The organism is Corynebacterium sp. HMSC078H07, from assembly GCF_001812805.1.
Classification (GTDB): domain Bacteria; phylum Actinomycetota; class Actinomycetes; order Mycobacteriales; family Mycobacteriaceae; genus Corynebacterium.
Window position 1 is genome coordinate 42,814 of the sequence record NZ_KV810440.1, and the last position, 21,358, is coordinate 64,171.

Consider the following 21,358-nt stretch of genomic DNA (forward strand, 5'->3'; position numbering starts at 1 on the left):
GTTTCATCGTGTCCATCACAGACAAATCCCACCCGCTGCGCCCTACGCAGCCTGATGATGCCCACGTGTGGGACGTCGCCGCCGAGGTGCCCGATCCGGAAATCCCTGTCATTTCCATCGCTGACCTTGGGATTCTTAGGGATGCTCGCCTCGAAGGCGACACTGCGGTGACCACGATAACGCCAACGTATTCCGGCTGCCCTGCCATGGAGCACATCACGACGGACATCACCAGAGCGTTGACCGAGGCCGGTTACGCCAAGGTACGCGTTGACCTCGTGCTCCACCCGGCGTGGACCACCGACTGGATGACGGAGACCGGCCGGCAAAACCTCAAGGACTATGGCATCGCGCCTCCCAGCGGGAAAACCCGGGTTACGCCAGAAGGTCCTATCCCTCTCACACTCGAACCACCGCCGGCCATCGAATGCCCCCACTGTGGCTCCCGCCGCACACGTAAGCTTGCCCAATTCGGTTCCACGTCCTGCAAGGCCCTGTACAACTGCCTGGACTGCATGGAACCCTTCGACTACTTCAAGGTGCACTAATGACCACGACTCCCTCCGCTCCCGCTAAGAAGAAGGCCACGTTCAACACCCTGACCGTGTCCGAGGTGCGCGCACTGACTGAGGATTCCGTGGAGGTTTCCTTCGCTATCCCTCCGGAGCTGCAAGACGACTATGACTACATCCCCGGCCAATACGTTGCCCTGCGGGCGACCATCGATGGCCAGGAAGTCCGCCGCTCTTACTCCATCTGCGATGTGCCGCGCGATGGCATTCTGCGCGTCGCCATCAAGCGCGACCGCGGTGGTGTTTTCTCCACCTGGGCCAACGACACTCTGAAGCCCGGCGACTCCATGGACGTCATGAACCCGCAGGGTGCATTCACTTCAAAGACCCACCTGACCGGCCTCAACAACCCCGAGGCTGTACGCGAGGAACTGGAGAAACTGGAGAACCCGCATCTCGTGGCTATCGCCGCAGGCTCCGGCATTACGCCGATCATGGCGATCGCGCAGACCGTGCTCCACACCTCCCCCGACACCACCTTCGAGCTCATCTTCGCTAACAAAGGCGGCGGTGACGTCATGTTCGCCGAAGAGATCGGTGACCTCAAGGACAAGTTTCCCACGCGCTTTGCCGTGCACCACGTCCTGTCCCGCGAGCAACGCGTCAACCCGTTGTTCTCCGGGCGCATCGACGCTGAAAAACTCCAGACCCTGCTGGATAACGTCGTACGCACCGACAACGTCGATGAATGGTTCCTCTGCGGCCCCTTCGAGCTGGTGCAGCTCGTACGCGACGAGCTGGCCAGTCGCGATGTCGGCGAGAAGGATATCCGCTACGAGCTGTTCACCACCGGCAAGCCCTCCGGAAGCCAGAACCAGGCTGGCCGCCACGTCGAGGTCGATCCGGAAGGCGATAACGTCAGCATTAATTTCCAGCTCGATGGCCTCTCCGGCTCCGTGGAGTCCCCGGTTTCTGCGAACGAATCCCTGCTCAACGCGGCCCTGCGAGTGCGCTCCGATGTTCCCTTTGCCTGTGCCGGCGGCGTGTGCGGCACTTGCCGCGCCAAGCTGGTCGAGGGTGAGGTCGACATGGCGGAGAACTACGCGCTGGAGGCAGACGAGGTCAAGGCCGGCTACATCCTCACCTGCCAGTCGCGCCCCACGACACCGAACATCGTCCTCGACTTTGACGCTTAGGAGTAATACCCCATGATTGACCTGCACCACGACGCCGAAGCCGGAGTCGTCGAGCTCGTACTCAACAACCCGAAGGCCCTGAACTCCCTCGCGGAGGAAGACCTCGTCGAGCTCTCCCGCGCACTCGATGAGGCCGCGGCGCTCAATCCCCGCGCGCTCATCCTACGAGGAGAGGGCAAGGGCTTTTGCGCCGGCCGCAACATCAAGGGGCTCAACCCGCGCGAGGACGATGCCACTGCTTACCTCGCGGGCGTGGTTACCCCGGTGCTCAAGAAGATCGACAACTTCCCCGCTCCCACCTTCGCCGCTGTACACGGCCCGTGCCTCGGCGTGGGTCTCGGCCTCGCCTTGGCGTGCGATGTCGTGTACGTCGCCGAGGATGCCAAGTTCGGCTCTCCGTTCGCCAATTTGGGCGCCACCCTCGATTCTGGCGGGCATTCCCTCTTCGTCGAGCGTCTCGGAACGCACCGCGCGATGGACCTCATCATCACTGGTGATCTCATCTCCGGCGCGGAGGCGGTACGCGCAGGACTCTTCTCGCGTGCAGTCCCGGCAGAGGAGCTGCTGGGGTTCACTCGGGACGTCGCCAAGCGCGCAGCCCACGGCGCCACCCAAGCTTTCCTCACCAGCCGCACCCTAGTCCAGGACATCCGTGACAACGGCACCGGGCTATGGGCCAGCGTCGATGCCGAGAACATCGCCCAAGGAAAACTCTGCGATACCGAGGACTATTACGAAGGCTTCGCTGCCTTCAACGAGAAGCGCCCGCCAGTCTTCCACGGACGTTAAACCACCAACGCACCCCGTAGTCCACTCAGCGCAGTACACAAGAACTAGTTAAGGAAAAACATGACCGCTTATCTCGTTTCCGGCTTCCGCACCCCCGTGGGCCGCTACGGCGGCGCACTGTCTTCGGTTCGCCCAGATGACCTCATGGCCACCGCCATCAAGAAGACGGTGGAGGAGGCTGGCCTTGACCCATCCGCGGTGGATGACGTCATCATCGGCAACGCCAACGGCGCCGGTGAAGAGAACCGCAACGTCGCCCGCATGTCCTGGCTACTCGCCGGGTTCCCGGACACCGTTCCGGGCATTACGGTCAACCGCCTGTGTGCTTCGGGCATGTCGTCGATTGCCCTAGCCACCGCCCTCGTGGAATCCGGCCAGGCGGATATCATCATCGCCGGCGGCGTCGAATCCATGTCCCGCGCGCCCTGGGTCATGGAGAAGCCAAGCAAGCCTTTTGCCAAGCCAGGCCAGGTTTTTGATACCTCCATTGGCTGGCGCTTTGCCAACCCGAAGTTCACGGAGCAGGAGAAGATGACCTACTCCATGCCGGAAACCGCCGAAGAGGTGGCTAACGTCTTCGGTATCAGCCGCGAGGACGCCGATACCTTCGCCGTGCGTTCCCAGAAGCGCGCGCTCGCTGCTATCGAAGCCGGCAAGTTTGCCAGGGAAATCGTGCCCGTCGAGGTCACCGACCGCAAGGGCAACGTCACCGTGGTCGATACCGATGAAGGCCCACGCCCGGGCACCACGATGGAGGTCCTGTCTAAGCTACGCCCGGTGACCTCTCTGGGTGACGTCACCACGGCGGGTAATGCTTCCTCGCTGAACGACGGCGCCTCCTGCGTGATTGTCGCCTCCGACGAGGCCCTGAAGAAGCATAACCTGACCGCCCGCGCCCGCGTGGTGGCCAACTCCGCGCGCGGTGTACGTCCGGAGATAATGGGTACTGGCCCCATCCCTGCTACCCGCGACGTGCTGGAGCGCGCCGGCTGGGAGCTGGACAGCGTGGATGCCATCGAACTCAACGAAGCCTTTGCATCACAGTCCATCGCCTGCATCCGCGAGCTCGGCTTGGATGAGGACAAGGTTAACGCCTGGGGCGGCGCCATTGCACTGGGCCACCCTCTGGGTTCCTCCGGCTCCCGCATTACTTTGACCCTGCTCAACCGCCTGGAAACGGATGAGCTCAGCCGCGGCATCGCCACCATGTGCGTGGGCGTGGGCCAGGGCACCGCGATTGCGATTGAGAGGGTATAAATTGACGACTGCCATTGAGATTTCAACGCGCGGTGAGAACGACGAGATAGTCGTCGCCAAGCTCAACCGCCCCGAGGTGCGCAACGCCATCGATGAGCAGATGGTGACGGAGTTTCACGAACTGTGCGCCCAGCTCGAGTCTGATCCGCGCATCCTCATTATCACCGGCTGCACGGTAGATACCCCGAAGGGCCCCCGCGGGATCTTCGCCTCTGGGGCGGACATCGCGCAGCTTCGTGAGCGCCGCCGCGAGGATGCCCTCCGCGGCATCAACTCCGGCATCTTCCACCGCATCGCCTCACTGCCGGCCCCCGTCATCGCGGCGGTGGATGGCTACGCCCTCGGCGGCGGTCTGGAGCTGGCCTTGGCGGCAGACTTCCGCATGTCCACCCCTTTTGCCAAGTTTGGGCAGCCGGAGGCGGGCCTGGGTATCGCCGCCGCTGCGGGCGCTACTTGGCGCCTCAAGGAGTGCGTGGGCACCCCGTTGGCGAAGGAGATTCTGCTGACCGGGCGCATCCTCAACGGCGAGGAAGCACTGGCCAACCACCTGGTCAGCGAGCTGCATGAGCCGGATGCGCTGGTCGACGGCGCTCTGGAACTAGCCGGACGCATTGCCCAACAGGACCCACTGGCCGTGCGCTTGACCAAGCAACTCATCTCTATGCCGGAGTCGGCCCACCCGGCGGTGGATAACATCGCCCAGGCCGTGCTCTTTGAGTCCCCCGCCAAGTTTGAGCGGATGCAGGCCTTCCTGGACCGCAAGAAATAAACCTTCCACTCACAAGGAGATTCAACTCATGTCCTCAGTACTGCAGGTTCCTGCCAAGGTCGGCGTGCTCGGCGGCGGCCGTATGGGCGCGGGCATCGCGCATGCCTTCTTAGCCGCCGGCGCGTCCGTGACCGTGGTGGATATCAACGATGACGCCGTGGCCGCCGCCCGCGAGCGCGTGCACAAAGCCATCCGCGGCTCCCTCGACCGTGGTGCGGAAGGCAGCTTCGAATCCTGGGATGAGCGTCTCAGCTTTTCCACCACTGCCTCCGCTTTCGCCGGTTTCGACCTTGTGGTTGAGGCAGTTCCGGAATCGATGGATCTCAAGGTGGCCGCCTTCCGGGATATCGCTGAGGCAGCCCCACAGGCCGTCGTGGCCACCAATACCTCTTCGCTGTCGGTATCCCAGCTGGCAGAGAGCATCCCCAACGACGTCATCGGCCTGCACTTCTTCAATCCGGTTCCGGCTTCGAAGCTGGTGGAGGTGGTCGTCGCCGAATCCACGCCGGAAGCCCTCGTGGACACCGCCAAGGGCTGGGTCGAGGGCCTGGGCAAGACCGCAGTAGTGGTCAAGGACGCCCCTGGCTTCGCTTCCTCCCGTCTCGGCGTGGCCATCGCGCTTGAGGCAATCCGCATGGTGGAGGAAGGCGTGGCCTCCCCGCGCGATATCGACAACGCCATGGTGCTGGGCTACAAGTTCCCCATCGGCCCGCTAGAACTGACTGATATCGTCGGCCTGGACGTGCGCCTTGGCATCGCGGAGTACCTCGAATCTCAGCTGGGTGAGCGTTTTAGTCCGCCACAGCTCATGCGGGACATGGTTGCCCGCGGGGAGCTAGGCCGCAAGTCCGGCAAGGGCTTCTACAACTACTCCGAGTAGCCACTCCCTCCCACACCCGGCTCGGGCACCACGAAGCGGTACCCCAAGCCGGGCTCGGTGAGGAGGAAGGCGGGATTGGCTGGGTCATCCTCTAGCTTGCGGCGCAACTGGGAGGTGTAAATACGCAGGTAGTGCCCCTGCCCCTCAAAGCCTGGTCCCCAGATTTCAGAAAGCAGATCCTCTTTGCGTACCAAGCCGCCGTGGGCGCGAAGCAACGTGGTAAGCACGCCCCACTCGGTGGGTGTCAGGTGCAGCGGCTCGCCGCCTTTAGTGATGGAATGGCGCGGAACGTCGATCACAACGTCTCCGGCGCGTACCACAGCGGTCTCAGTGCGCCTCACTGGACTCTGTGGGCTACCATGCCGTAGCGCCACGCGCACGCGGGCCAGAAGCTCCTCCATAGAGAAGGGCTTGGTGACGTAGTCGTCCGCGCCGCGGTCGAGAGCTGCGGCGCTGAACAGCGGATCGGAGCGTGCCGTCAAGATGATCACCGGTACCGCGGACCATCCGCGGATTCCTTCCAACACGACGGTTCCGTCCATATCCGGCAACCCCATGTCCAAGATGACTACATCTGGTTGCTGCTGTGACACCACCTGCAGTCCCTCAGCACCTGTACGTGCTGGGTGAACCTCGTAGCCCCGAGCCTTGAAATTAATGCTCAGTGTGTTGAGCAGACGCGGATCATCGTCCACGATGGCGATGCTAGTTTTCTTCGACGTCATTTTTGTTCTCCTCCCGCGACGGGAAACCGCAACATAAAGGTTGCGCCCGGGGTGGCAGCCACCTCGATGCTACCGCCCATGGCCTCCACAAAGCCTTGAACAACAGAAAGGCCAAGGCCCACTCCGTTGTCGTTGCTGGTATCACCCAAACGCTGAAACGCCTGGAACAGTTCCTTCTGTTTCTCCGGCGGGATACCCGGTCCTTCATCGCCGACAATCAGTTCCACCTGTTCGGCGATGGTCTGAGCACTCATCGTCACCTGACCAGTCGGCGCATAACGCAGGGCGTTATCAAAGAGATTGGCCAAGACACGCTCCATGAGGGCTGCATCCGCGCAGCACGTAACTCCACGCACGCTAGAGTCCAGATGGATGCGCCCGATTTGCTCCGGGGAATGCCCAAAGGCGCAGGAAGCGATGGCACGATGAGCCACCTCTGCCACCTCGACGACGTCGTGGCGAGCGGTGATTGCTCCAGCGGTAAGCCGGGAGTAATCCAACAAATTGGTGACCAACCCGGTAAGTTCCTCGATGCTCGCCGCAGTTTCTGCCAAAAGCATATCTTGGTCCTCGGGAGTGAATTCAATGTCGGCATTACGCAATGACGACACCGCCAACTTGGCCGTTGCCAACGGAGTACGCAGATCGTGGCTCACACTCGACAGCAGCGCTCGTCGCAGCTCATCTGCAGCGGCTATCGCATCAGCGCGCGCGGCCTCAGCAGAAAGCTTTTCGCGGCGAACAATTCCCGCCAGATAGCCCGCGACCACGGTGACAAGGCCACGATCCCGGGCAGACAGAGTCGGGCCCGCAAGACGAAGCTGAACCGTCCCATCTTCGCTCGCCACAACGGTGTCCACTGTCTGTTCATGGCGCACTTTCTCGGGAATATGAAGGTGTTTCGAAGTGCGCTCGGGGCTAACTGCGCGCCAGGTGGCAAGGACGTCACCGTTGTCATCCAGCAGCTCCGCTCGACGACAATTGAATGCCTCCCCCACCTTGCGCATCACGGCATCTTTCGGGGAGGAATCTGCTCGGCGATTCAACGCGGCACGGGAAAACACCGTAAGCAGCTCAGCATCGCGCGCAGCCACAGCTGCATTCGCCCGCTCAATCTTGGCGCGGCGCACAAGTATGCCAACTGCCAGAGCGATAGCCACCATGACCACGGCGATGATAGCGTTAGCGGGATCGGCGATGTCGAAGGTATGGATTGGCTCGGTAAAAAACCAATTGACCGCCAAACCGGAAGCCACCGCCACCACCACGGCCGGCCACAGGCCACCCACCAAACTGACAAGCAGAATGAGTGCAAAGTAGAACGCAGAACAGGTACCTGTTCCCAAGTCCTGGCCGTCAGCCTGCACTAACAACGCAGTGAGTCCGACGAAAGCCAACGCTGAACTAAGCCACGCGATTGCACGCTGCGGGAAGGGCCGGAAAGGATGCAGCATCCGTGTGAGCGGAAGCGGCTTTTCCGGGGGAAGATTGACAAGGTGGCAGTCAATCGAGCCGGATTCGCGCAGTACTGTCTCTGCTACTGTGCTGTGCCAGTGCACGCCGAAACGCCGCCGCGGCGACACCCCGACAACAAGCTGGGTAGCGTTGACGCTTCGCGCAAAGTTGAGCAGAGCTTCCGGCACGGAGTCCCCAGTAACCTGGTGCAGCCGCGCACCCACATCGTGGGCCAGGGTCTGCAGCCGGGCAAGTTGTTGCGCCGATCCCGCCACCGAAGAGGAACGCGACGTGAAGGAATCACCAAAAACAACGTGGACCACATGCAGTTCCGCCGAAGATTTCGTCGCGATGCGCCGCCCGCGCCGGATCAGGGTCTCAGCATGGGCAACGTTTTGGATGGCCACAACTACCCGCTCACGTGCTTCCCACGTATCGGTGATTTTTTGATCCGAGCGATACGTAATGAGTGCTTCATCAACCTGATCTGCCAGCCAGAGCAGTGCCAACTCGCGCAACGCGGTGAGGTTTCCCACGCGGAAGTAGTTGTTGAGTGCAGGTTCGATGCGTGCTTCGCGGTACACGTGTCCGTCGCTAAGCCGGGTGCGCAGAAGCTGCGGAGAGACGTCGACCAGCTCGATTTCATTCGCAGCACGCACTACCTCATCCGGCACGGTTTCCTGCGGTGCAATGCCAGTAATCTGCTTGACAACATCGTTGAGACTCTCCAGATGCTGGATATTGAGAGTCGAGATAACGTCAATTCCGGCATCCAGAATCTCCTCGATGTCTTCCCACCGCTTCTCGTGCTCTTCGTCACGAGGATTGGAATGGGCAAACTCATCGACGAGGACGATGTCAGGCTTACGCTCGATGACTGCGGCGGTATCCAGCTCCCCGGCAGACAGACCGTCAACGCTGCGTCGCGGAATGATCTCCAAACCCTCGCACAAGGCTTTCGTATATGCGCGACCGTGGTCTTCCACAATGCCGACGACAACGTCACGGCCTTGGTTAATCAGCGTGTGCGCCTCACTAAGCATGGCGCAGGTTTTGCCCGCGCCGGGAGCGGCGCCCAACAAAATCTTCAAGGTGCCGCGTTTGGTGCGCGAGGACGGCGCAGTTGCTTCGGTCAACATTGCTTCATCTTATGAGCTGATCTTTATGAGCAGGGAGTAGGCGTGGGCAACGACATATTGAGAGTTGTCACATTGACCGTGTCTTCGCCTAGAAACCCGAGGCTGGCATGCTCCGTGTTCTCGGCGATGAGCTTTTCCATCTCTTCCTCGCTAATGCCCTGCTCCCGAGCCACACGCGGAGCTTGCAGCTCGGCGTACTCGGGGCTGATGCCGGAATCCACTCCGGAACCGGAGCCCGTGACGGCGTCGGCAGGCACACGGTCTTCGCTTACGCCTTCCCGTTGGGCAATAGCGGCGCGGCGTTCCTGGATGTTCTTCTCCAGCTCCGTGCTGCTCGTACCGTAGTTACTCATTCCCTCGGCGCGAGGGAAGAAGTAGGGGCCCTCGCTCACCCCGTCTTGGATTTGGGTAGAACCCACGAGGCACTCACCTTGGTAGATGAGATTGCCGTCGGCGGACTGCGGTGTGATGCGGGAAATGGCCCACACAGCCGCCGGATAGACCATGCCAAGCGCTACGACGCAGAGCAGCACGGCGACAAAGCCGGCAATGAGGTTACGCAGATAAACTCGCATTGTTCTTCCTTTTTCTTTGCAGGTTCTCTTTAGAGGCCTGGGAGGAGGGAGACGACCTGGTCAATGAGCCAGATGCCAATGAACGGGGTAATAACGCCGCCTAATCCCCAAATACCGAGGTTCCGGCGCAGAAGGGAGGACGCGGAGGCTGGCTTATACGACACGCCCTTGAGTGCCAATGGGATGAGCGCGACGATGATGAGCGCGTTAAAGACCACCGCGGACACGATGGCGGACTCAGGCGAATGCAGATGCATGATGTTGAGGCGTTCCAAGTGCGGCAACTGCGCGGAGAAGAGCGCCGGCAGGATGGCGAAGTACTTTGCCAAGTCGTTGGCCAAGGAGAAGGTGGTCAACGCACCACGGGTAATCAGCAGCTGCTTACCAATGCGAACGACGTCGATAAGCTTCGTCGGATCAGAGTCCAGGTCCACCATGTTGGCGGCTTCCTTCGCCGCGGAGGTACCAGTGTTCATGGCTACGCCGACGTCTGCCTGCGCCAGGGCCGGGGCGTCGTTGGTGCCGTCACCGGTCATGGCCACCATGCGGCCTTGCGCCTGCTCTTCGCGGATGCGGGCGAGCTTATCTTCCGGGGTGGCCTCGGCGATGTAGTCATCGACACCGGCTTCCTTAGCAATGGCCGCGGCGGTCAGCGGGTTGTCGCCGGTGACCATGATGGTTTTGATACCCATCTGGCGCAGCTCGGCGAAACGCTCGGCCATGCCGGGCTTGACGACGTCACTCAGCTGCACCACCGCGATCACCTTGCGGCTGCCATCGGATTCTTCCACAGCGACAGGCAGCGGGGTGCCACCGTCTTGTGCAATTCGGGTTACGGAATCCTCGATCTCTTGCGGCCAGGTGCCACCTGCTTCAGTAACCCACTTGCGTACGGCATCGCCAGCGCCCTTGCGCAGCTTGCGGTGAGCCAGGTCAAGGCCGGACATCCTCGTCGACGCGCTGAATGGAACGACCTCCGCACTCCGCGCTTCTGCATCTCCTTCGCTGGACAGAGAGTAGTTTTCAGTCAGCCAGGCCACAATGGAACGGCCTTCTGGGGTTTCATCCGCTAGGGAGGAAATGCGAGCAATCGCTGCAGCCTCGCGCTCGTCGACGCCCGAAGCCACAATCAGGCCGGTGGCCTGGCGGTTTCCGTAAGTGATGGTGCCCGTCTTGTCCATGAGGAGCGTGGCGACGTCACCAGCCGCCTCCACCGCACGGCCGGAGGTGGCCAGAACGTTGTGACGAACGAGGCGGTTCATACCGGCGATACCAACTGCCGAAAGTAGGGCGGCAATGGTGGTAGGGATTAGGCAGACCAACAGAGCGATAAGGGATAGTGGCGAAAGCTCCGCGCCGGTGAATAGACCCATCGGGGCAAGCGCAGTGACGGCGACGAGGAAGAGGATGGTCAGCGTGGAGAGCAGGATGCTCAGCGCAATCTCGTTCGGAGTCTTGCGGCGTTCCGCGCCCTCCACCAAGGCGATCATGGTGTCAACGAAGGTGGAGCCCGGTTCGGAGGTGATTTTGACCTTGATGGAATCAGAGAGCACCACGGTGCCGCCGGTCACGGCACAGCGGTCACCGCCGGCTTCGCGGACCACAGGAGCCGACTCACCAGTAATAGCCGATTCATCCACGGTGGCAGCACCTTCGATGACGTCACCGTCACCCGGGATGGTCTCCCCTGCTTCTACACGCACGATGGCACCCTTGGTCAGCTCGGACGCGGGGACCACTTCAATGCCAGAGTCAGTAATGAGATTGGCAGTTGCATCATCGCGCACAGAGCGCAGACTGTCTGCTTGGGCCTTGCCACGGCCTTCGGCATATGCCTCGGCAAAGGCGGCAAAGGCAATGGTGAACCACAGCCATACCGTCACGACCCATCCGTAAAAGCTGGGGTTGAGGATGGACCACACAGTGGTCAGTGCCGCGCCTACCCACACCACGAACATCACGGGGTTGCGTGCTTGGGCGAGCGGGGACATTTTGCTCGGCAGCGTTTTCAGCGCCGCAGCCGCGAGGCCACTGCTCTTCTCTGGAACGTTGCGGTGAGGAGTCTTATCCGGCTCAGCGGTGATGGTTTGGGTTGTCATGATAGTGCCTCCGAAATGGGACCCAGGGTGAGGACAGGGAAGAAAGTGAGCGCTGCAACCAGCAGGATTACTCCGATAGTCAACAGCGAGAAGGTAATGCCGGAGGTGGGTAAGCTGCCTGCGGTGGTGGCCTGGCGCTTCTGTCCTGCCAGGCTTCCGGCTAGGTAAAGGGCGAAGACGATGGGCAGGAAGCGGCCCAACAGCATGGCCAAGCCCAAAGTGATCTGCCACCAGGGCTCAGTCACCGTCAGTCCAGCAAAAGCAGAACCGTTGTTATTCGCCGCCGAGGTAAAGGCGTAGAGAACTTCCGACAGACTGTGGGCATTATCAGCCGTGCCCGGTGCACCGAAGTTGGTCGCTGAAGCTTCCACGAGTTTGCGCTGCGCCACGGAAGCGCCGACGCCCACGAGGACCAGAACCGGCATGGTGAGGATGTACAAGCTAACCGCTGAAATTTCCTTGCGGCCAATCTTGTTGCCCATAAATTCCGGTGTGCGGCCCACTAGGAGGCCACCGATGAACACAGCGAGGATGGCCACAACCAACAGGCCATAGAGGCCAGTACCCACACCGCCCGGCGCGATTTCACCCAGCAGCATGTTGAGGATGAGCAGACCACCGCCCAGTGGCGAATAGCTATCGTGCATCGAATCCACCGCACCCGTCGAGGTACCCGTGGTAGACACGGCGAACAGTGCTGAGGCATCAATGCCTAGCCGCTGTTCGATACCTTCCATGTTGGCGCCTGCCAACTGAGACGCACCGCCGACAAGGGTGTGCTGTGCCCAAGTCACCAGAACAACCATCACGGTCCACAAACCACCAGCCACGCTGAGCAGCGTCCACGCGTGCTTCTGCGACTTGAGCATCACACCATACGTGCGAATCATGCAGAAAGAGATGACAAGCAGGGAGAAGATCTCCACCAAGTTGGTAAAGCCGGTCGGGTTCTCAAACGGGTGCGCAGAGTTGGCACCGAAGATGCCACCGCCGTTGGTGCCCAGGAGCTTAATGGCTTCCTGGCTGGCCACGGGAGCACGGGAAATATCTACACCGGACTCCGTAACCAGGTTCGAGCCAAAGGTTTGCATGGTTCCGCCGAGGACGAGCACGGTGGAGATGAATAGCGACAGGGGAAGCAGGATGCGGACGAGGCCGCGGGTGAGGTCCACCCAGAAGTTGCCGATGAGGTGCTGACCATTCTCGGTTGCCAACGTATCGCGGCTATAACCCAAGTGACCGATGCCGCGGATCAAGGCGACAGCAACACACATGCCCACTGCGGCTGAGGCGAAGTTTTGCACGGTCAGGCCCAGCATCTGCGAAGCGTTCGTCAGAGTGTCTTCACCGGAATAGGACTGCCAGTTGGTGTTGGAGGTAAAGGAAGCCGCGGTGTTGAAGGCCATCCACGGCTCCACGGCTTCCTCGCGGGGGTTTCCAAAACTTGGCAACACCGCTTGGAGCCGCTGCACTGCGTAAAGGACGAGGACTGAAGCCAGGCTGAAGCCCAGCAGAGCGCGAGCGTAGTTCTTAGCGTTATGGCCCCGGTTAGGGTCAATACGCAAAATTCTGTACACAAGGCGCTCCACGGCCCAGTCTTTTTCAGAGGTATATGTGCGGGCCATCCAATTGCCCAGCGGCACGTACGCCGCCGCTAGAAGTGCAAGGAGGGCAAGATACTGCGGCGCCACCGCCGCAATGCTAGCGATCATGCGAAACGCTCCGGGTCAATAAGGGAAATGATGAGATAAGCCACGAGCGCGACAACAATGATGAGCCCGAAGACTGCTGTGATGGTGTTCATGTTCTACGCGTCTCCGTCCATAAACTCGTTGATGGAGGAAGGACCGCTGAACGCAAGGACCACGATCACAATGACCAGAATGTCCAACATGTGGGAGAGACCCCCTTGGGTGAAAGCGATACTAGGTGTGCCCGGTGCCCCAAAGCACCAAGCGCCGGTGCATAGTGCACCTGCCGAGCAATGACGTTAGGCCCGTTCTCCCTGGGACCTACCGGTTATTTGCGGCTTCTTTACGCCTCTCTACCCCGATTTTTACGCTTTATTTACAGCCACCTTTACCCCCGCCTACTTAGGGTCAACGAGCGCGTTCGTAATGCGCGCCGTACACAGCCTCCTCCCCTCGTCATCTGTAATGACGATCTCGTGGGAGCACAGCGTCTTGCCCAGCTTGATGGCGGTGGCCGTCGCCGTCACCAGACCCGAGCGCCCGGAAGCGTGGTGCGTCGCGTTGATGTCCACGCCGACGGCGACCTTGCCCAAAGTTGAAGCGTGAATCACTGCCGCCCAGCTACCGACAGCCTCAGCTAGACACGCCATGGCTCCGCCGTGGAGCAGACCGAAAGACTGGGTATTTCCCTCAACCGGCATGGTGGCAACCACGCGCTGAGCCGACTCTTCGAGGATTTCGACACCCATCTTCTTATCCAGCTCACCCAACTGAATCTTCCATACCTCTGCGGCCATGCAATTCTCCTTACGTGCTCCTAGAAATGTGACGCAGACTATACTAGCCTGTATTTACTGACCAACCGTTCGGAAACTAATGGAAAGGCCAATCTTTTCGCTATGACTGAAGCCCTCGTCCCCAGCTACCTCTCCGGCCAGTGGCTCACCCCGGACAATCCCTCGCGCGTTGCTGACGTGCACGACGCCTCCACCGGTGACGTCGTCGCCAGGGTTAGCGCCGAAGGCCTCGACATCGCCGGCGCCATCGATTACGCACGCAACACCGGGCGCGAAGGGCTGCAAAAGCTCACCTTCCACGAGCGCGCCCTCAAGCTCAAAGAACTGGCTATCTACCTTCAGGATCACCGCGAAGAGCTCTACGAATTGGCCAACAAGGCCGGCGCCAACAAGCGCGATAACTTCGTCGATATCGACGGCGGTATCTCCACCATGTTCACCTTCTCCTCAAAGGGCCGCCGCGAGATGCCCAACTCCACCGTCATGCCGGATGGTGAGGCAGAGGTCTTTTCCAAGGACGGCTCCTTCATTGGCCGCCACATCTACACCTCTATTCCTGGCGTAGCAGTACAGATCAACGCCTTCAACTTCCCCGTCTGGGGCATGCTGGAGAAGTTCGCCCCGGCCTTCATCGCGGGCGTGCCTTCCATTGTGAAGCCCGCTACGCCGACCGGCTACATCACCGCGGCTTGCGTGCGCCTCATGATTGATTCCGGGATCCTGCCGGAAGGCAGCCTGCAGCTCATCTCCGGCTCCGCCCGCGACCTACTGGATCACCTGGACTACCGCGACCACGTGGCGTTTACCGGCTCCGCCGATACCGCAAACACCCTGCGTGCACACCGCAACGTCATCGAGGGCGGCATCCAGTTCAGCGCGGAGGCCGACTCCCTCAACGCAGCTATCCTGGGCACCGATGCCACTGCGGATTCCCCGGAGTTCGAGGCCTTCGTCAAGGCAATCTTTGGCGAGATGACCTCGAAGGCCGGCCAGAAGTGTACGGCCATCCGCCGCGCCATCGTCCCGCATGCGCTTGTCGACGCCACCATTGAAGCCCTCAGCGCACGCCTGAGCGAGAAGGTCGTCGTGGGCGATCCGCGCGATGCCTCCGCCACCATGGGCCCGCTGGTCTCTGCGGATCAGAAAGCGGACGTCGCAGAGGCCGTTGAAAAGCTTAAGGCAGGCGGCGGCGAGGTAGTCTACGGCGGCGAGGAGGCCGAAGGAGCTTTCTTTAACCCCACCATCCTGCGCTTTGCCGATAACCGCGCTCCAGCCGTGCACGACACCGAGGCTTTCGGTCCCGTCGTCTCCTTCCTGGGCTACGACTCCCCCGCCGAGGCCGTTGAGCTCGCCGCCCTGGGCTCTGGTTCCCTGGTCGCCTCCGTCATTACGCACGACCCGCAGCTCGCCCGCGAGTATGCACTCGGCATCGCCGCCCACCACGGCCGCCTGCATTTCCTCGACCGCGATGATGCGAAGACGTCTACCGGCCACGGCTCTCCCCTTCCGCACCTCGTCCACGGCGGCCCGGGTCGTGCCGGTGGCGGCGAAGAACTGGGTGGTGTGCGCGGCATCCTCCATTACATGCAGCGCACCGCCATCCAGGGAACCCCGGACCACCTCACCGCAATCACAGGCCAGTGGCACCGCGGCGCCGCTGTGCAGCGCGTGACCCGCGCCGACGTGGAGAATGGCCAAGGCACCCACCCCTTCCGTAAAGACCTGGCCACGCTGCAGATTGGTGACCAGTTCGCCTCCGATCTGCGCCACGTCTCCCTCGAGGAAATCCTCGAGTTCGCGGAGAAAACCGGCGATACCTTTTACGCCCACACTGACGAGGAGGCCGCAACGGCCAATCCCTTCTTCCCGCGCCGCGTGGCTCACGGCTACCTGCTGGTCTCCTGGGCAGCTGGACTCTTCGTGGAGCCGGCACCGGGCCCGGTCCTGGCCAACTACGGCCTGGAGAACCTACGCTTCATTACGCCGGTCACCTATAACGATTCCATCCGCGTGGAGCTGACCGCCAAGCGCATCACCCCGCGCGTCACCGATGATTACGGTGAAGTCTGCTGGGATGCCGTGCTCTACAACCAGGAGGATGAGATTGTGGCGACCTACGACGTCCTGACCCTCGTGGAGAAAGTCAACACGACCTACGCCTAGGACTCGACCTCGACCTCACGCTAATCATTTGCGAGATAAGTCACACACTCGGGATAAGTTTCTTTTATCATTACTGTCATGAAAGAAACTACCCAGGTCGCTAACTCCGTCATCATCGTGGGCACCGGCCTCGCCGGCATGGTCGCCGGCTACGAGGCCATTAAAGGCGGCAAGCACGTCATCTTCCTTGAACAAGAAAATCGCAACAACCTCGGCGGGCAGGCCTTTTGGTCGCTGGGCGGGCTGTTCTATGTCAATTCTCCCGAACAATCCATGATGCGGGTCAAGGACTCCGAAGAGTTGGCGTGGCGGGACTGGGCCAACTCAGCCGATTATGACCCAGTGACCGAGGAGGACCGTCACGACTATTGGGGTGAGAAATGGGGACGCGAATACGTGCGCTTCGCCGCCAATGAAAAGCGCTCCTATCTCAAAGGCCTAGGCCTCAACGTCCTGCCCACCATCGGATGGGCAGAGCGCGGCTCTGGTGACGCGTCCGGTCACGGTAACTCCGTGCCGCGCTTCCACCTCACCTGGGGCACGGGCCCGGAGGTGGTGCGCGTCTTCCGCGAACCACTCCTTGAGGCAGAAGAAAAAGGCCAGGTGGAATTCCATTTCCGTCATCGCGTCGATGAGCTCGTCGTCGAGAACGACGAGACAGGCAGTCCGCGTGTGGTGGGCGTGCGCGGCAGCGTCCTCTCCCCCACCAATCAGGTACGTGGCGAGGCCAGCCCGAGGGACGTCGTCAAGCACTTTGAACTGCGCGGCTCCGCCGTGGTGATTGCCACCGGCGGCATCGGCGGCAACCTGGAGAAGGTACGCCAGATGTGGCCCACCGAGCGGTGGGGTAAGTGCCCGAAAGAGCTAGTCACGGGTGTGCCGGCGCATGTCGACGGCCGCGGTATCGACATCGCCCAGAACGCTGGCGCCTCCGTGGTCAATACCGACCGTATGTGGGCTTATACCGAGGGCATGACCAACTGGGATCCCATCTGGCCTGGCCACGGTATTCGCATCATCCCAGGTCCGTCGGCGCTGTGGCTCGACGCCGAAGGTAATCGCCTGCCCACCAACCTCTTCCCCGGCACCGATAACCTGGCCGCACTCGCCCACATCGGCCGGACCGGCCACGGCTATTCCTGGTTCGTGCTCAACAAGGCCATTGTGGACAAGGAGTTCATCTTCTCCGGCTCGGAGCAGAACCCAGATCTGACGGATAAGGAGTTCAAGAAGCTCGCCGGCAAGTTGGGCCCGGGTACGCACGTGGCGGTTAAGGCTTTCATGGATAACGGCATCGACTGGGTCGTTGAGGATAACCTCGCCGATCTCGTCGCCGGCATGAACCGACTCGCTCCGGAGGGTTCCCCCACTATTGAGGAGGCCCACTTGAGAAAAGTCCTGGAAGACCGCGACTCGCAGCTTGATAATCCTTTTAGCAAGGATGCCCAAGTCAACTACATCCGCGTTGCGCGTGGCTTCTTAGGCGACAAGCTCATTCGTGTCGCTCCCCCTCACCGCATCCTCGATGAATCCAAGGGCCCACTCATTGCGGTCCGCCTGACGTTTCTCACCCGCAAGACTCTGGGCGGGCTGGAAACCAACCTGGATGGCCAATGCCTCAACGCCGACGGCTCGGTGCTTCCCGGTTTGTATGCCTGCGGCGAGGCCTCCGGCTTTGGCGGCGGTGGCATGCACGGAAAGAACGCACTGGAAGGAACCTTCCTCGGCGGCTGCATCCATTCCGGCAAGCGTGTAGGCGAAGCCCTAGCGCAGAGTTAACTAAGAGCCAACCAAGAGTTCACCCAGCGCCATCGCCCATACTGTCCTACCGTAGAGACCATGAACCTCGCTAGAAACGTCCGCATCGTCGTGGAGAATCCTTACTTCACGGTCACTCGCTTCGTCGCCACGCCCGCTGAACTCACCGTGGGCGAGATGATCATCATCGTGCACGCAGCTCTCGGCCTCGAACCGTCGAGCCCCGGCCAGCTCATGGTGCGGGAGGACGAGGAGCCCATCGATATCTTCCCCATCATCGACTCGGACTTCTACACGTCCTTCGGTGATGACGTCCACTACCACCCCTCTGAGGGCGATTGGTGCATCACCATCAGCATCGCAGATACCTCCCGGGTGGTCATGGGGCTGCCTGCGCTTATCTCCGGCGAAGGCCCCGACCTAGTCACTGAGTTGGGCTCCCCGCAGGCGATGTTCAGCGTCATGCTCGACGTTCAAGCCTCCATGGCTTACATGGGCGTCCCGCCACAGGACATGGAGCGCATCTTCAGGCTCTTTCCCAATTACACCCTTGACCAGATCAATCAGCGGCTGACAACGTGCTATCACCCGGCAATCGCGCAGCGCTTGGCGACGATGGGCACGGAAGCCGCCAACCTTGAAGGAGGAACCCAATCCTCACTCAGCTCCGAGCTCCCCTTTGATCCGTTCAGCGCTCACCCGTGGGATGACTTCTCAGATGACGTTGATGGCTTGGGCTTCCCCACTGAGCTCCTCGAGCAATGGCGCGAGGAAGTTTATGAGGCCTACCCAGAGCTGAGCCCGGATTTTGCGCTTCCGGAGCTGTCTGAGGACACCGTCCAGATGATTGGTCAGCGTGTACGCGAATACTTGGATGTCATCCGCGACTTTCCCCGCCTCACCGGCGCTGGATTCCTCAAACAAGCTGCAGTTCAGCGCTTGAAGGACTGGCTGCCGAAGCCTAACGCCCATGAAACCGTCAAGCGTGAGGACTACCACCAGACGCTGTTGAATCTGCGGGAGTTCTTCCTCGGCCTAGATTGGGTTACGTGCACCACCTCGACCATCCGAGTCACTGAGCTTGGCGAAAGGGCTGCCCGCGATCCGGACTTTGCAACGCAGCTCATTCTTGGAGCCATTCCCTATTCCTACTCTCCTCCGAGTGGTGCTCCGCAGCTGGGCTTAGACCTCGTGCATCTGCTGCGCGGCGACATACCGACGCAACTGGACTGGGACCCTATCCTCATCATCTCGCGTGACCTGTTCTTTGCGCTGGGCATTCTTACCCATGACACCCACCTGGCCACTATCAAGCCAGGTCACGAAGGTTTTGTGGCCGCTGTACTCGCGTCTCTGCGTGACGACCTCAACCAAGAACTCGACTAGCGCCACCTCGCGCTGTGTAGCGCGTGGCTAGGCCTGCGGCCCCGCGCCAGGGCCCTGATTCTGGCTCTGGCCTGGGTTGCGGCCTTGGCTGTAACTGTGGCCTTGTGGCGCAGCGGGTTCTTCCTGTGGCTTCGCAGGAGTTGAGCGCACGCGCCGCACCGCAATCACCAGCAAGACAAGACCGCTGAGCAAGAACGCCAGGGCCCGGAAAATACCGGACAAGGCAGCCAGGTCGAAGAAGGTCAGCTTCAGCGTTGCCACGATGGCAAGGAGAATTCCCAGGCCAGTGAATCCTTCGTGGTGCTTGATGAGCAAGCGCGCGGCGATGAGCATCCAGGCAACGGACACCACCACGTGGCTGGCAAACCACGGCGAGGAACCCCAGGCGTCACCGGTAATGAGTCCGCCAAGACCGGTAATTGTTCCAACCACTGCAACCATGCTGAGGCCCAGCGCAAAGACTGTCGCGCACGCAGCGTACACGCGATTGTTAGCGAGCCCATGGATCTGGGACCTGCGCAACCACGTTGCAATCAATGCCAGACCCAGCAGCACTGCGGAAGCAAACATTGTCGGTTCTTCACGGAACGCCTGCGGAACGGCAATGCTCGAGAAGAATAGGGGATTGACAAAGATCACCACGCCTACTACCCACGCTGCTTGCAGAGCACCATGCTTTAAGTAGGGCAGCAGAAGCACCAGCGCGATGTAGAACACTGCCGTGAGGGCAACCGCAACCCACAAGCGCACATCGGACATGCCACCGTTTGCCCCATGTTCACTATCGGAAAAGTTGGCGAGCTGGGTGGCTTTATACGCGAGCGCAAAGGCAACAGGGAACACTCCAAGCGCAATGCGTCCTTGTAGTTGGCCCCACGCTACCGCAGCGATGGCGGCAAAAGCGGCAACCAGAATCCACGCAGGAATCTCATAGTTCACTCGCACAAGGCAGAGCCCCAACAACAGTGCTGGCACAAGCAAGCCAGCTGTGTAATCACCGAAAGCCCTACGGCTAGTGGGGAAGTGGACTGCAAGGCCTACGAGTAGTACAGCGGATACACCCAACACCGCGTTGGCCACGATATGCATATCGGATGACTTGCCCATGATCAGGTTGGCTACGACCAGCAGGAGTGCAATAGCGCCGGTACCACGCAAAGTATCGTTCCTGCGCCACGCTGAGTAGCCCAACACCATCAGCGGCATGAGCAGCACGGGCAAAGCACCAACACCGGTATTGGCAATCAGAATGCTGGCTACCACGGCCATACCGATGGCAAACCACATGATGGTTAGCCTATGGAAGCCTTCGGGCTTGTAGTGGACGGAGGCCATGTACGCGGCAAAAAGCATGGTCATAATTACCGCGCCTAGCCACGCTGGCCACCATCCCAGCCAGGTCACCACAAGCAAAGAAGTAACGAGCGCTGAGTACAGCGATGTCGCCAGCAGAGCAGTGGTTCCTGCTTCTGGCGCCTTGCCACGGAACTTCCATGCTGCGCCGGCCAGCGCTAGGGAGACCACATAGGCAAGGATCACTCGTCCAAGCGGACCAAGCAGCCCTGCCTGAATGGCCATGCCCACGAGGAAGGCGACACCAATCAGGGTGATGACCGTTCCAGCAATAGCCACAACACCGATGAGTGTCTTTTCTTGGTCTTCTGGGTTACGCGGCTTCTTAGGCACCCAGGGCTGCGCCGGCGGTCGCTGCGAACCACCGTGCGGGGCCGGGGCACCGTTGGGTCCATGCTGCGGCGGGAATTGCGGCACAGGTTGTCCTTGCGGTCCGCGTGGTGGCTGTGCTCCTTGGTGTGGCCGTGGCATTGCTCGCTGAGGAACGCCTTGGGCCTGTCGCTGATGCTGCTGCGGAGGCTGTTGAGGTTGCTGCCGCGGACGCTGCACCTGCTGCGCACTCGGTCCTGCCTGCTGGCGGGGCATAGGCCGCTGAGGGCCAGACTCCAGAGGACGCTGCTGGCCACGATAGGGCGGCTGTTGCGACCGTTGCGGTTGCTGCTGCGGGGCGTTAGGGAATCGTGCAGGCGAGGGCTGCAGTGGTGCCTGTGCTGCCGCAGCCTGGGCCCGAGCCTGTTCTTGCTGGGCTAGCCACCGACGGGCTTCATGAAGCTCGCGCTCTGCCGCATCCAATCGGCGGCGGAGCTCTTCAAGT

General features: G+C 61.1%; 18 protein-coding genes. 10 read left to right on the forward strand and 8 right to left on the reverse strand.

Annotated elements, in window-relative coordinates:
- Positions 1-8 precede the first annotated feature (8 nt).
- The 6 genes from paaD to HMPREF2875_RS01690 are packed head-to-tail and all read left to right on the forward strand — an operon-like array spanning position 9 to position 5,403.
- Positions 9-548 (forward strand): 1,2-phenylacetyl-CoA epoxidase subunit PaaD, encoded by a 540-nt coding sequence (gene paaD, locus HMPREF2875_RS01665; protein WP_070669772.1) that lies wholly within the window; start codon positions 9-11, stop codon positions 546-548.
- Entirely contained in the window at positions 548-1,708 is a 1,161-nt protein-coding gene (gene paaE / locus HMPREF2875_RS01670) for a 1,2-phenylacetyl-CoA epoxidase subunit PaaE (protein ID WP_070669773.1), read from the forward strand. Before paaD ends, paaE begins: the two co-directional genes overlap by 1 nt.
- Before the next feature lie 12 nt (positions 1,709-1,720).
- Positions 1,721-2,497 (forward strand): enoyl-CoA hydratase/isomerase family protein, encoded by a 777-nt coding sequence (locus HMPREF2875_RS01675; RefSeq protein WP_070669774.1) that lies wholly within the window; start codon positions 1,721-1,723, stop codon positions 2,495-2,497.
- A gap of 60 nt (positions 2,498-2,557) precedes the next feature.
- Positions 2,558-3,754 carry a thiolase family protein gene (locus HMPREF2875_RS01680; protein WP_070669775.1) on the forward strand — a complete coding sequence of 399 codons (1,197 nt, stop codon included), beginning with the start codon at positions 2,558-2,560 and terminating at the stop codon, positions 3,752-3,754.
- 1 nt (position 3,755) lies between these two features.
- Positions 3,756-4,523, forward strand: a complete 768-nt coding sequence (locus HMPREF2875_RS01685) for an enoyl-CoA hydratase/isomerase family protein (RefSeq protein ID WP_246817003.1) — start codon at positions 3,756-3,758, stop codon at positions 4,521-4,523.
- A 28-nt stretch (positions 4,524-4,551) separates the two neighbouring features.
- Complete coding sequence (locus tag HMPREF2875_RS01690) at positions 4,552-5,403, forward strand: 3-hydroxyacyl-CoA dehydrogenase family protein (protein ID WP_070669777.1); 852 nt, start codon at positions 4,552-4,554, stop codon at positions 5,401-5,403.
- Here the strand turns inward: HMPREF2875_RS01690 and HMPREF2875_RS01695 are convergent.
- The 7 genes from HMPREF2875_RS01695 to HMPREF2875_RS01725 form a co-directional block, all read right to left on the reverse strand.
- Positions 5,391-6,128 carry a response regulator gene (locus tag HMPREF2875_RS01695; protein WP_070669778.1) on the reverse strand — a complete coding sequence of 246 codons (738 nt, stop codon included), beginning with the start codon at positions 6,126-6,128 and terminating at the stop codon, positions 5,391-5,393. The genes HMPREF2875_RS01690 and HMPREF2875_RS01695 overlap by 13 nt on opposite strands.
- On the reverse strand, positions 6,125-8,722 hold the full coding sequence (locus tag HMPREF2875_RS01700; RefSeq protein WP_070669779.1) for an ATP-binding protein: 2,598 nt from the start codon (positions 8,720-8,722) through the stop codon (positions 6,125-6,127). Before HMPREF2875_RS01700 ends, HMPREF2875_RS01695 begins: the two co-directional genes overlap by 4 nt.
- 23 nt (positions 8,723-8,745) lie before the next feature.
- Complete coding sequence (locus HMPREF2875_RS01705) at positions 8,746-9,297, reverse strand: potassium-transporting ATPase subunit C (protein ID WP_070669780.1); 552 nt, start codon at positions 9,295-9,297, stop codon at positions 8,746-8,748.
- Positions 9,298-9,326: 29 nt separating this feature from the next.
- Positions 9,327-11,396 (reverse strand): potassium-transporting ATPase subunit KdpB, encoded by a 2,070-nt coding sequence (gene kdpB / locus HMPREF2875_RS01710; RefSeq protein ID WP_070669781.1) that lies wholly within the window; start codon positions 11,394-11,396, stop codon positions 9,327-9,329.
- Entirely contained in the window at positions 11,393-13,105 is a 1,713-nt protein-coding gene (kdpA, locus tag HMPREF2875_RS01715; protein ID WP_370552174.1) for a potassium-transporting ATPase subunit KdpA, read from the reverse strand. Before kdpA ends, kdpB begins: the two co-directional genes overlap by 4 nt.
- Positions 13,105-13,200, reverse strand: coding sequence for a K(+)-transporting ATPase subunit F (gene kdpF / locus HMPREF2875_RS01720; RefSeq protein ID WP_070669783.1), 96 nt, complete (start codon positions 13,198-13,200; stop codon positions 13,105-13,107). Before kdpF ends, kdpA begins: the two co-directional genes overlap by 1 nt.
- A 285-nt stretch (positions 13,201-13,485) precedes the next feature.
- Positions 13,486-13,884 (reverse strand): PaaI family thioesterase, encoded by a 399-nt coding sequence (locus HMPREF2875_RS01725; RefSeq protein ID WP_083311815.1) that lies wholly within the window; start codon positions 13,882-13,884, stop codon positions 13,486-13,488.
- A 102-nt stretch (positions 13,885-13,986) separates the two neighbouring features.
- On the opposite strand from HMPREF2875_RS01725, the gene paaZ reads away from it, so the two are divergent.
- From paaZ to HMPREF2875_RS01740, 3 genes are all read left to right on the forward strand, one after another.
- Positions 13,987-16,047, forward strand: coding sequence for a phenylacetic acid degradation bifunctional protein PaaZ (gene paaZ / locus HMPREF2875_RS01730; RefSeq protein WP_070669785.1), 2,061 nt, complete (start codon positions 13,987-13,989; stop codon positions 16,045-16,047).
- Between the two features lie 78 nt (positions 16,048-16,125).
- A complete protein-coding gene (locus HMPREF2875_RS01735; protein ID WP_070669786.1) occupies positions 16,126-17,826 on the forward strand; it encodes an FAD-binding dehydrogenase in 1,701 nt (566 codons plus the stop codon).
- 60 nt (positions 17,827-17,886) lie between these two features.
- Entirely contained in the window at positions 17,887-19,191 is a 1,305-nt protein-coding gene (locus HMPREF2875_RS01740) for a hypothetical protein (RefSeq protein WP_070669787.1), read from the forward strand.
- A gap of 27 nt (positions 19,192-19,218) precedes the next feature.
- On the opposite strand, the gene HMPREF2875_RS01745 is transcribed toward HMPREF2875_RS01740, so the two are convergent.
- Complete coding sequence (locus HMPREF2875_RS01745; RefSeq protein ID WP_070669788.1) at positions 19,219-20,961, reverse strand: DUF2339 domain-containing protein; 1,743 nt, start codon at positions 20,959-20,961, stop codon at positions 19,219-19,221.
- A gap of 23 nt (positions 20,962-20,984) precedes the next feature.
- On the opposite strand from HMPREF2875_RS01745, the gene HMPREF2875_RS13770 reads away from it, so the two are divergent.
- Positions 20,985-21,131 (forward strand): hypothetical protein, encoded by a 147-nt coding sequence (locus tag HMPREF2875_RS13770; RefSeq protein ID WP_210388128.1) that lies wholly within the window; start codon positions 20,985-20,987, stop codon positions 21,129-21,131.
- Positions 21,132-21,358: the final 227 nt, after the last annotated feature.

What these genes read in the sequence shown, in the direction of transcription:
- HMPREF2875_RS01695 (WP_070669778.1), bottom strand. Translation starts at nt 6,128, where the DNA reads ATGACGTCGAAGAAAACTAGCATCGCCATCGTGGACGATGATCCGCGT.
- paaE (WP_070669773.1), top strand. Translation starts at nt 548, where the DNA reads ATGACCACGACTCCCTCCGCTCCCGCTAAGAAGAAGGCCACGTTCAAC.
- kdpB (WP_070669781.1), bottom strand. Translation starts at nt 11,396, where the DNA reads ATGACAACCCAAACCATCACCGCTGAGCCGGATAAGACTCCTCACCGC.
- HMPREF2875_RS01675 (WP_070669774.1), top strand. Translation starts at nt 1,721, where the DNA reads ATGATTGACCTGCACCACGACGCCGAAGCCGGAGTCGTCGAGCTCGTA.
- paaZ (WP_070669785.1), top strand. Translation starts at nt 13,987, where the DNA reads ATGACTGAAGCCCTCGTCCCCAGCTACCTCTCCGGCCAGTGGCTCACC.
- HMPREF2875_RS01705 (WP_070669780.1), bottom strand. Translation starts at nt 9,297, where the DNA reads ATGCGAGTTTATCTGCGTAACCTCATTGCCGGCTTTGTCGCCGTGCTG.
- HMPREF2875_RS01690 (WP_070669777.1), top strand. Translation starts at nt 4,552, where the DNA reads ATGTCCTCAGTACTGCAGGTTCCTGCCAAGGTCGGCGTGCTCGGCGGC.
- HMPREF2875_RS01725 (WP_083311815.1), bottom strand. Translation starts at nt 13,884, where the DNA reads ATGGCCGCAGAGGTATGGAAGATTCAGTTGGGTGAGCTGGATAAGAAG.
- HMPREF2875_RS01740 (WP_070669787.1), top strand. Translation starts at nt 17,887, where the DNA reads ATGAACCTCGCTAGAAACGTCCGCATCGTCGTGGAGAATCCTTACTTC.
- HMPREF2875_RS01680 (WP_070669775.1), top strand. Translation starts at nt 2,558, where the DNA reads ATGACCGCTTATCTCGTTTCCGGCTTCCGCACCCCCGTGGGCCGCTAC.
- HMPREF2875_RS01735 (WP_070669786.1), top strand. Translation starts at nt 16,126, where the DNA reads ATGAAAGAAACTACCCAGGTCGCTAACTCCGTCATCATCGTGGGCACC.
- HMPREF2875_RS01700 (WP_070669779.1), bottom strand. Translation starts at nt 8,722, where the DNA reads ATGTTGACCGAAGCAACTGCGCCGTCCTCGCGCACCAAACGCGGCACC.
- kdpF (WP_070669783.1), bottom strand. Translation starts at nt 13,200, where the DNA reads ATGAACACCATCACAGCAGTCTTCGGGCTCATCATTGTTGTCGCGCTC.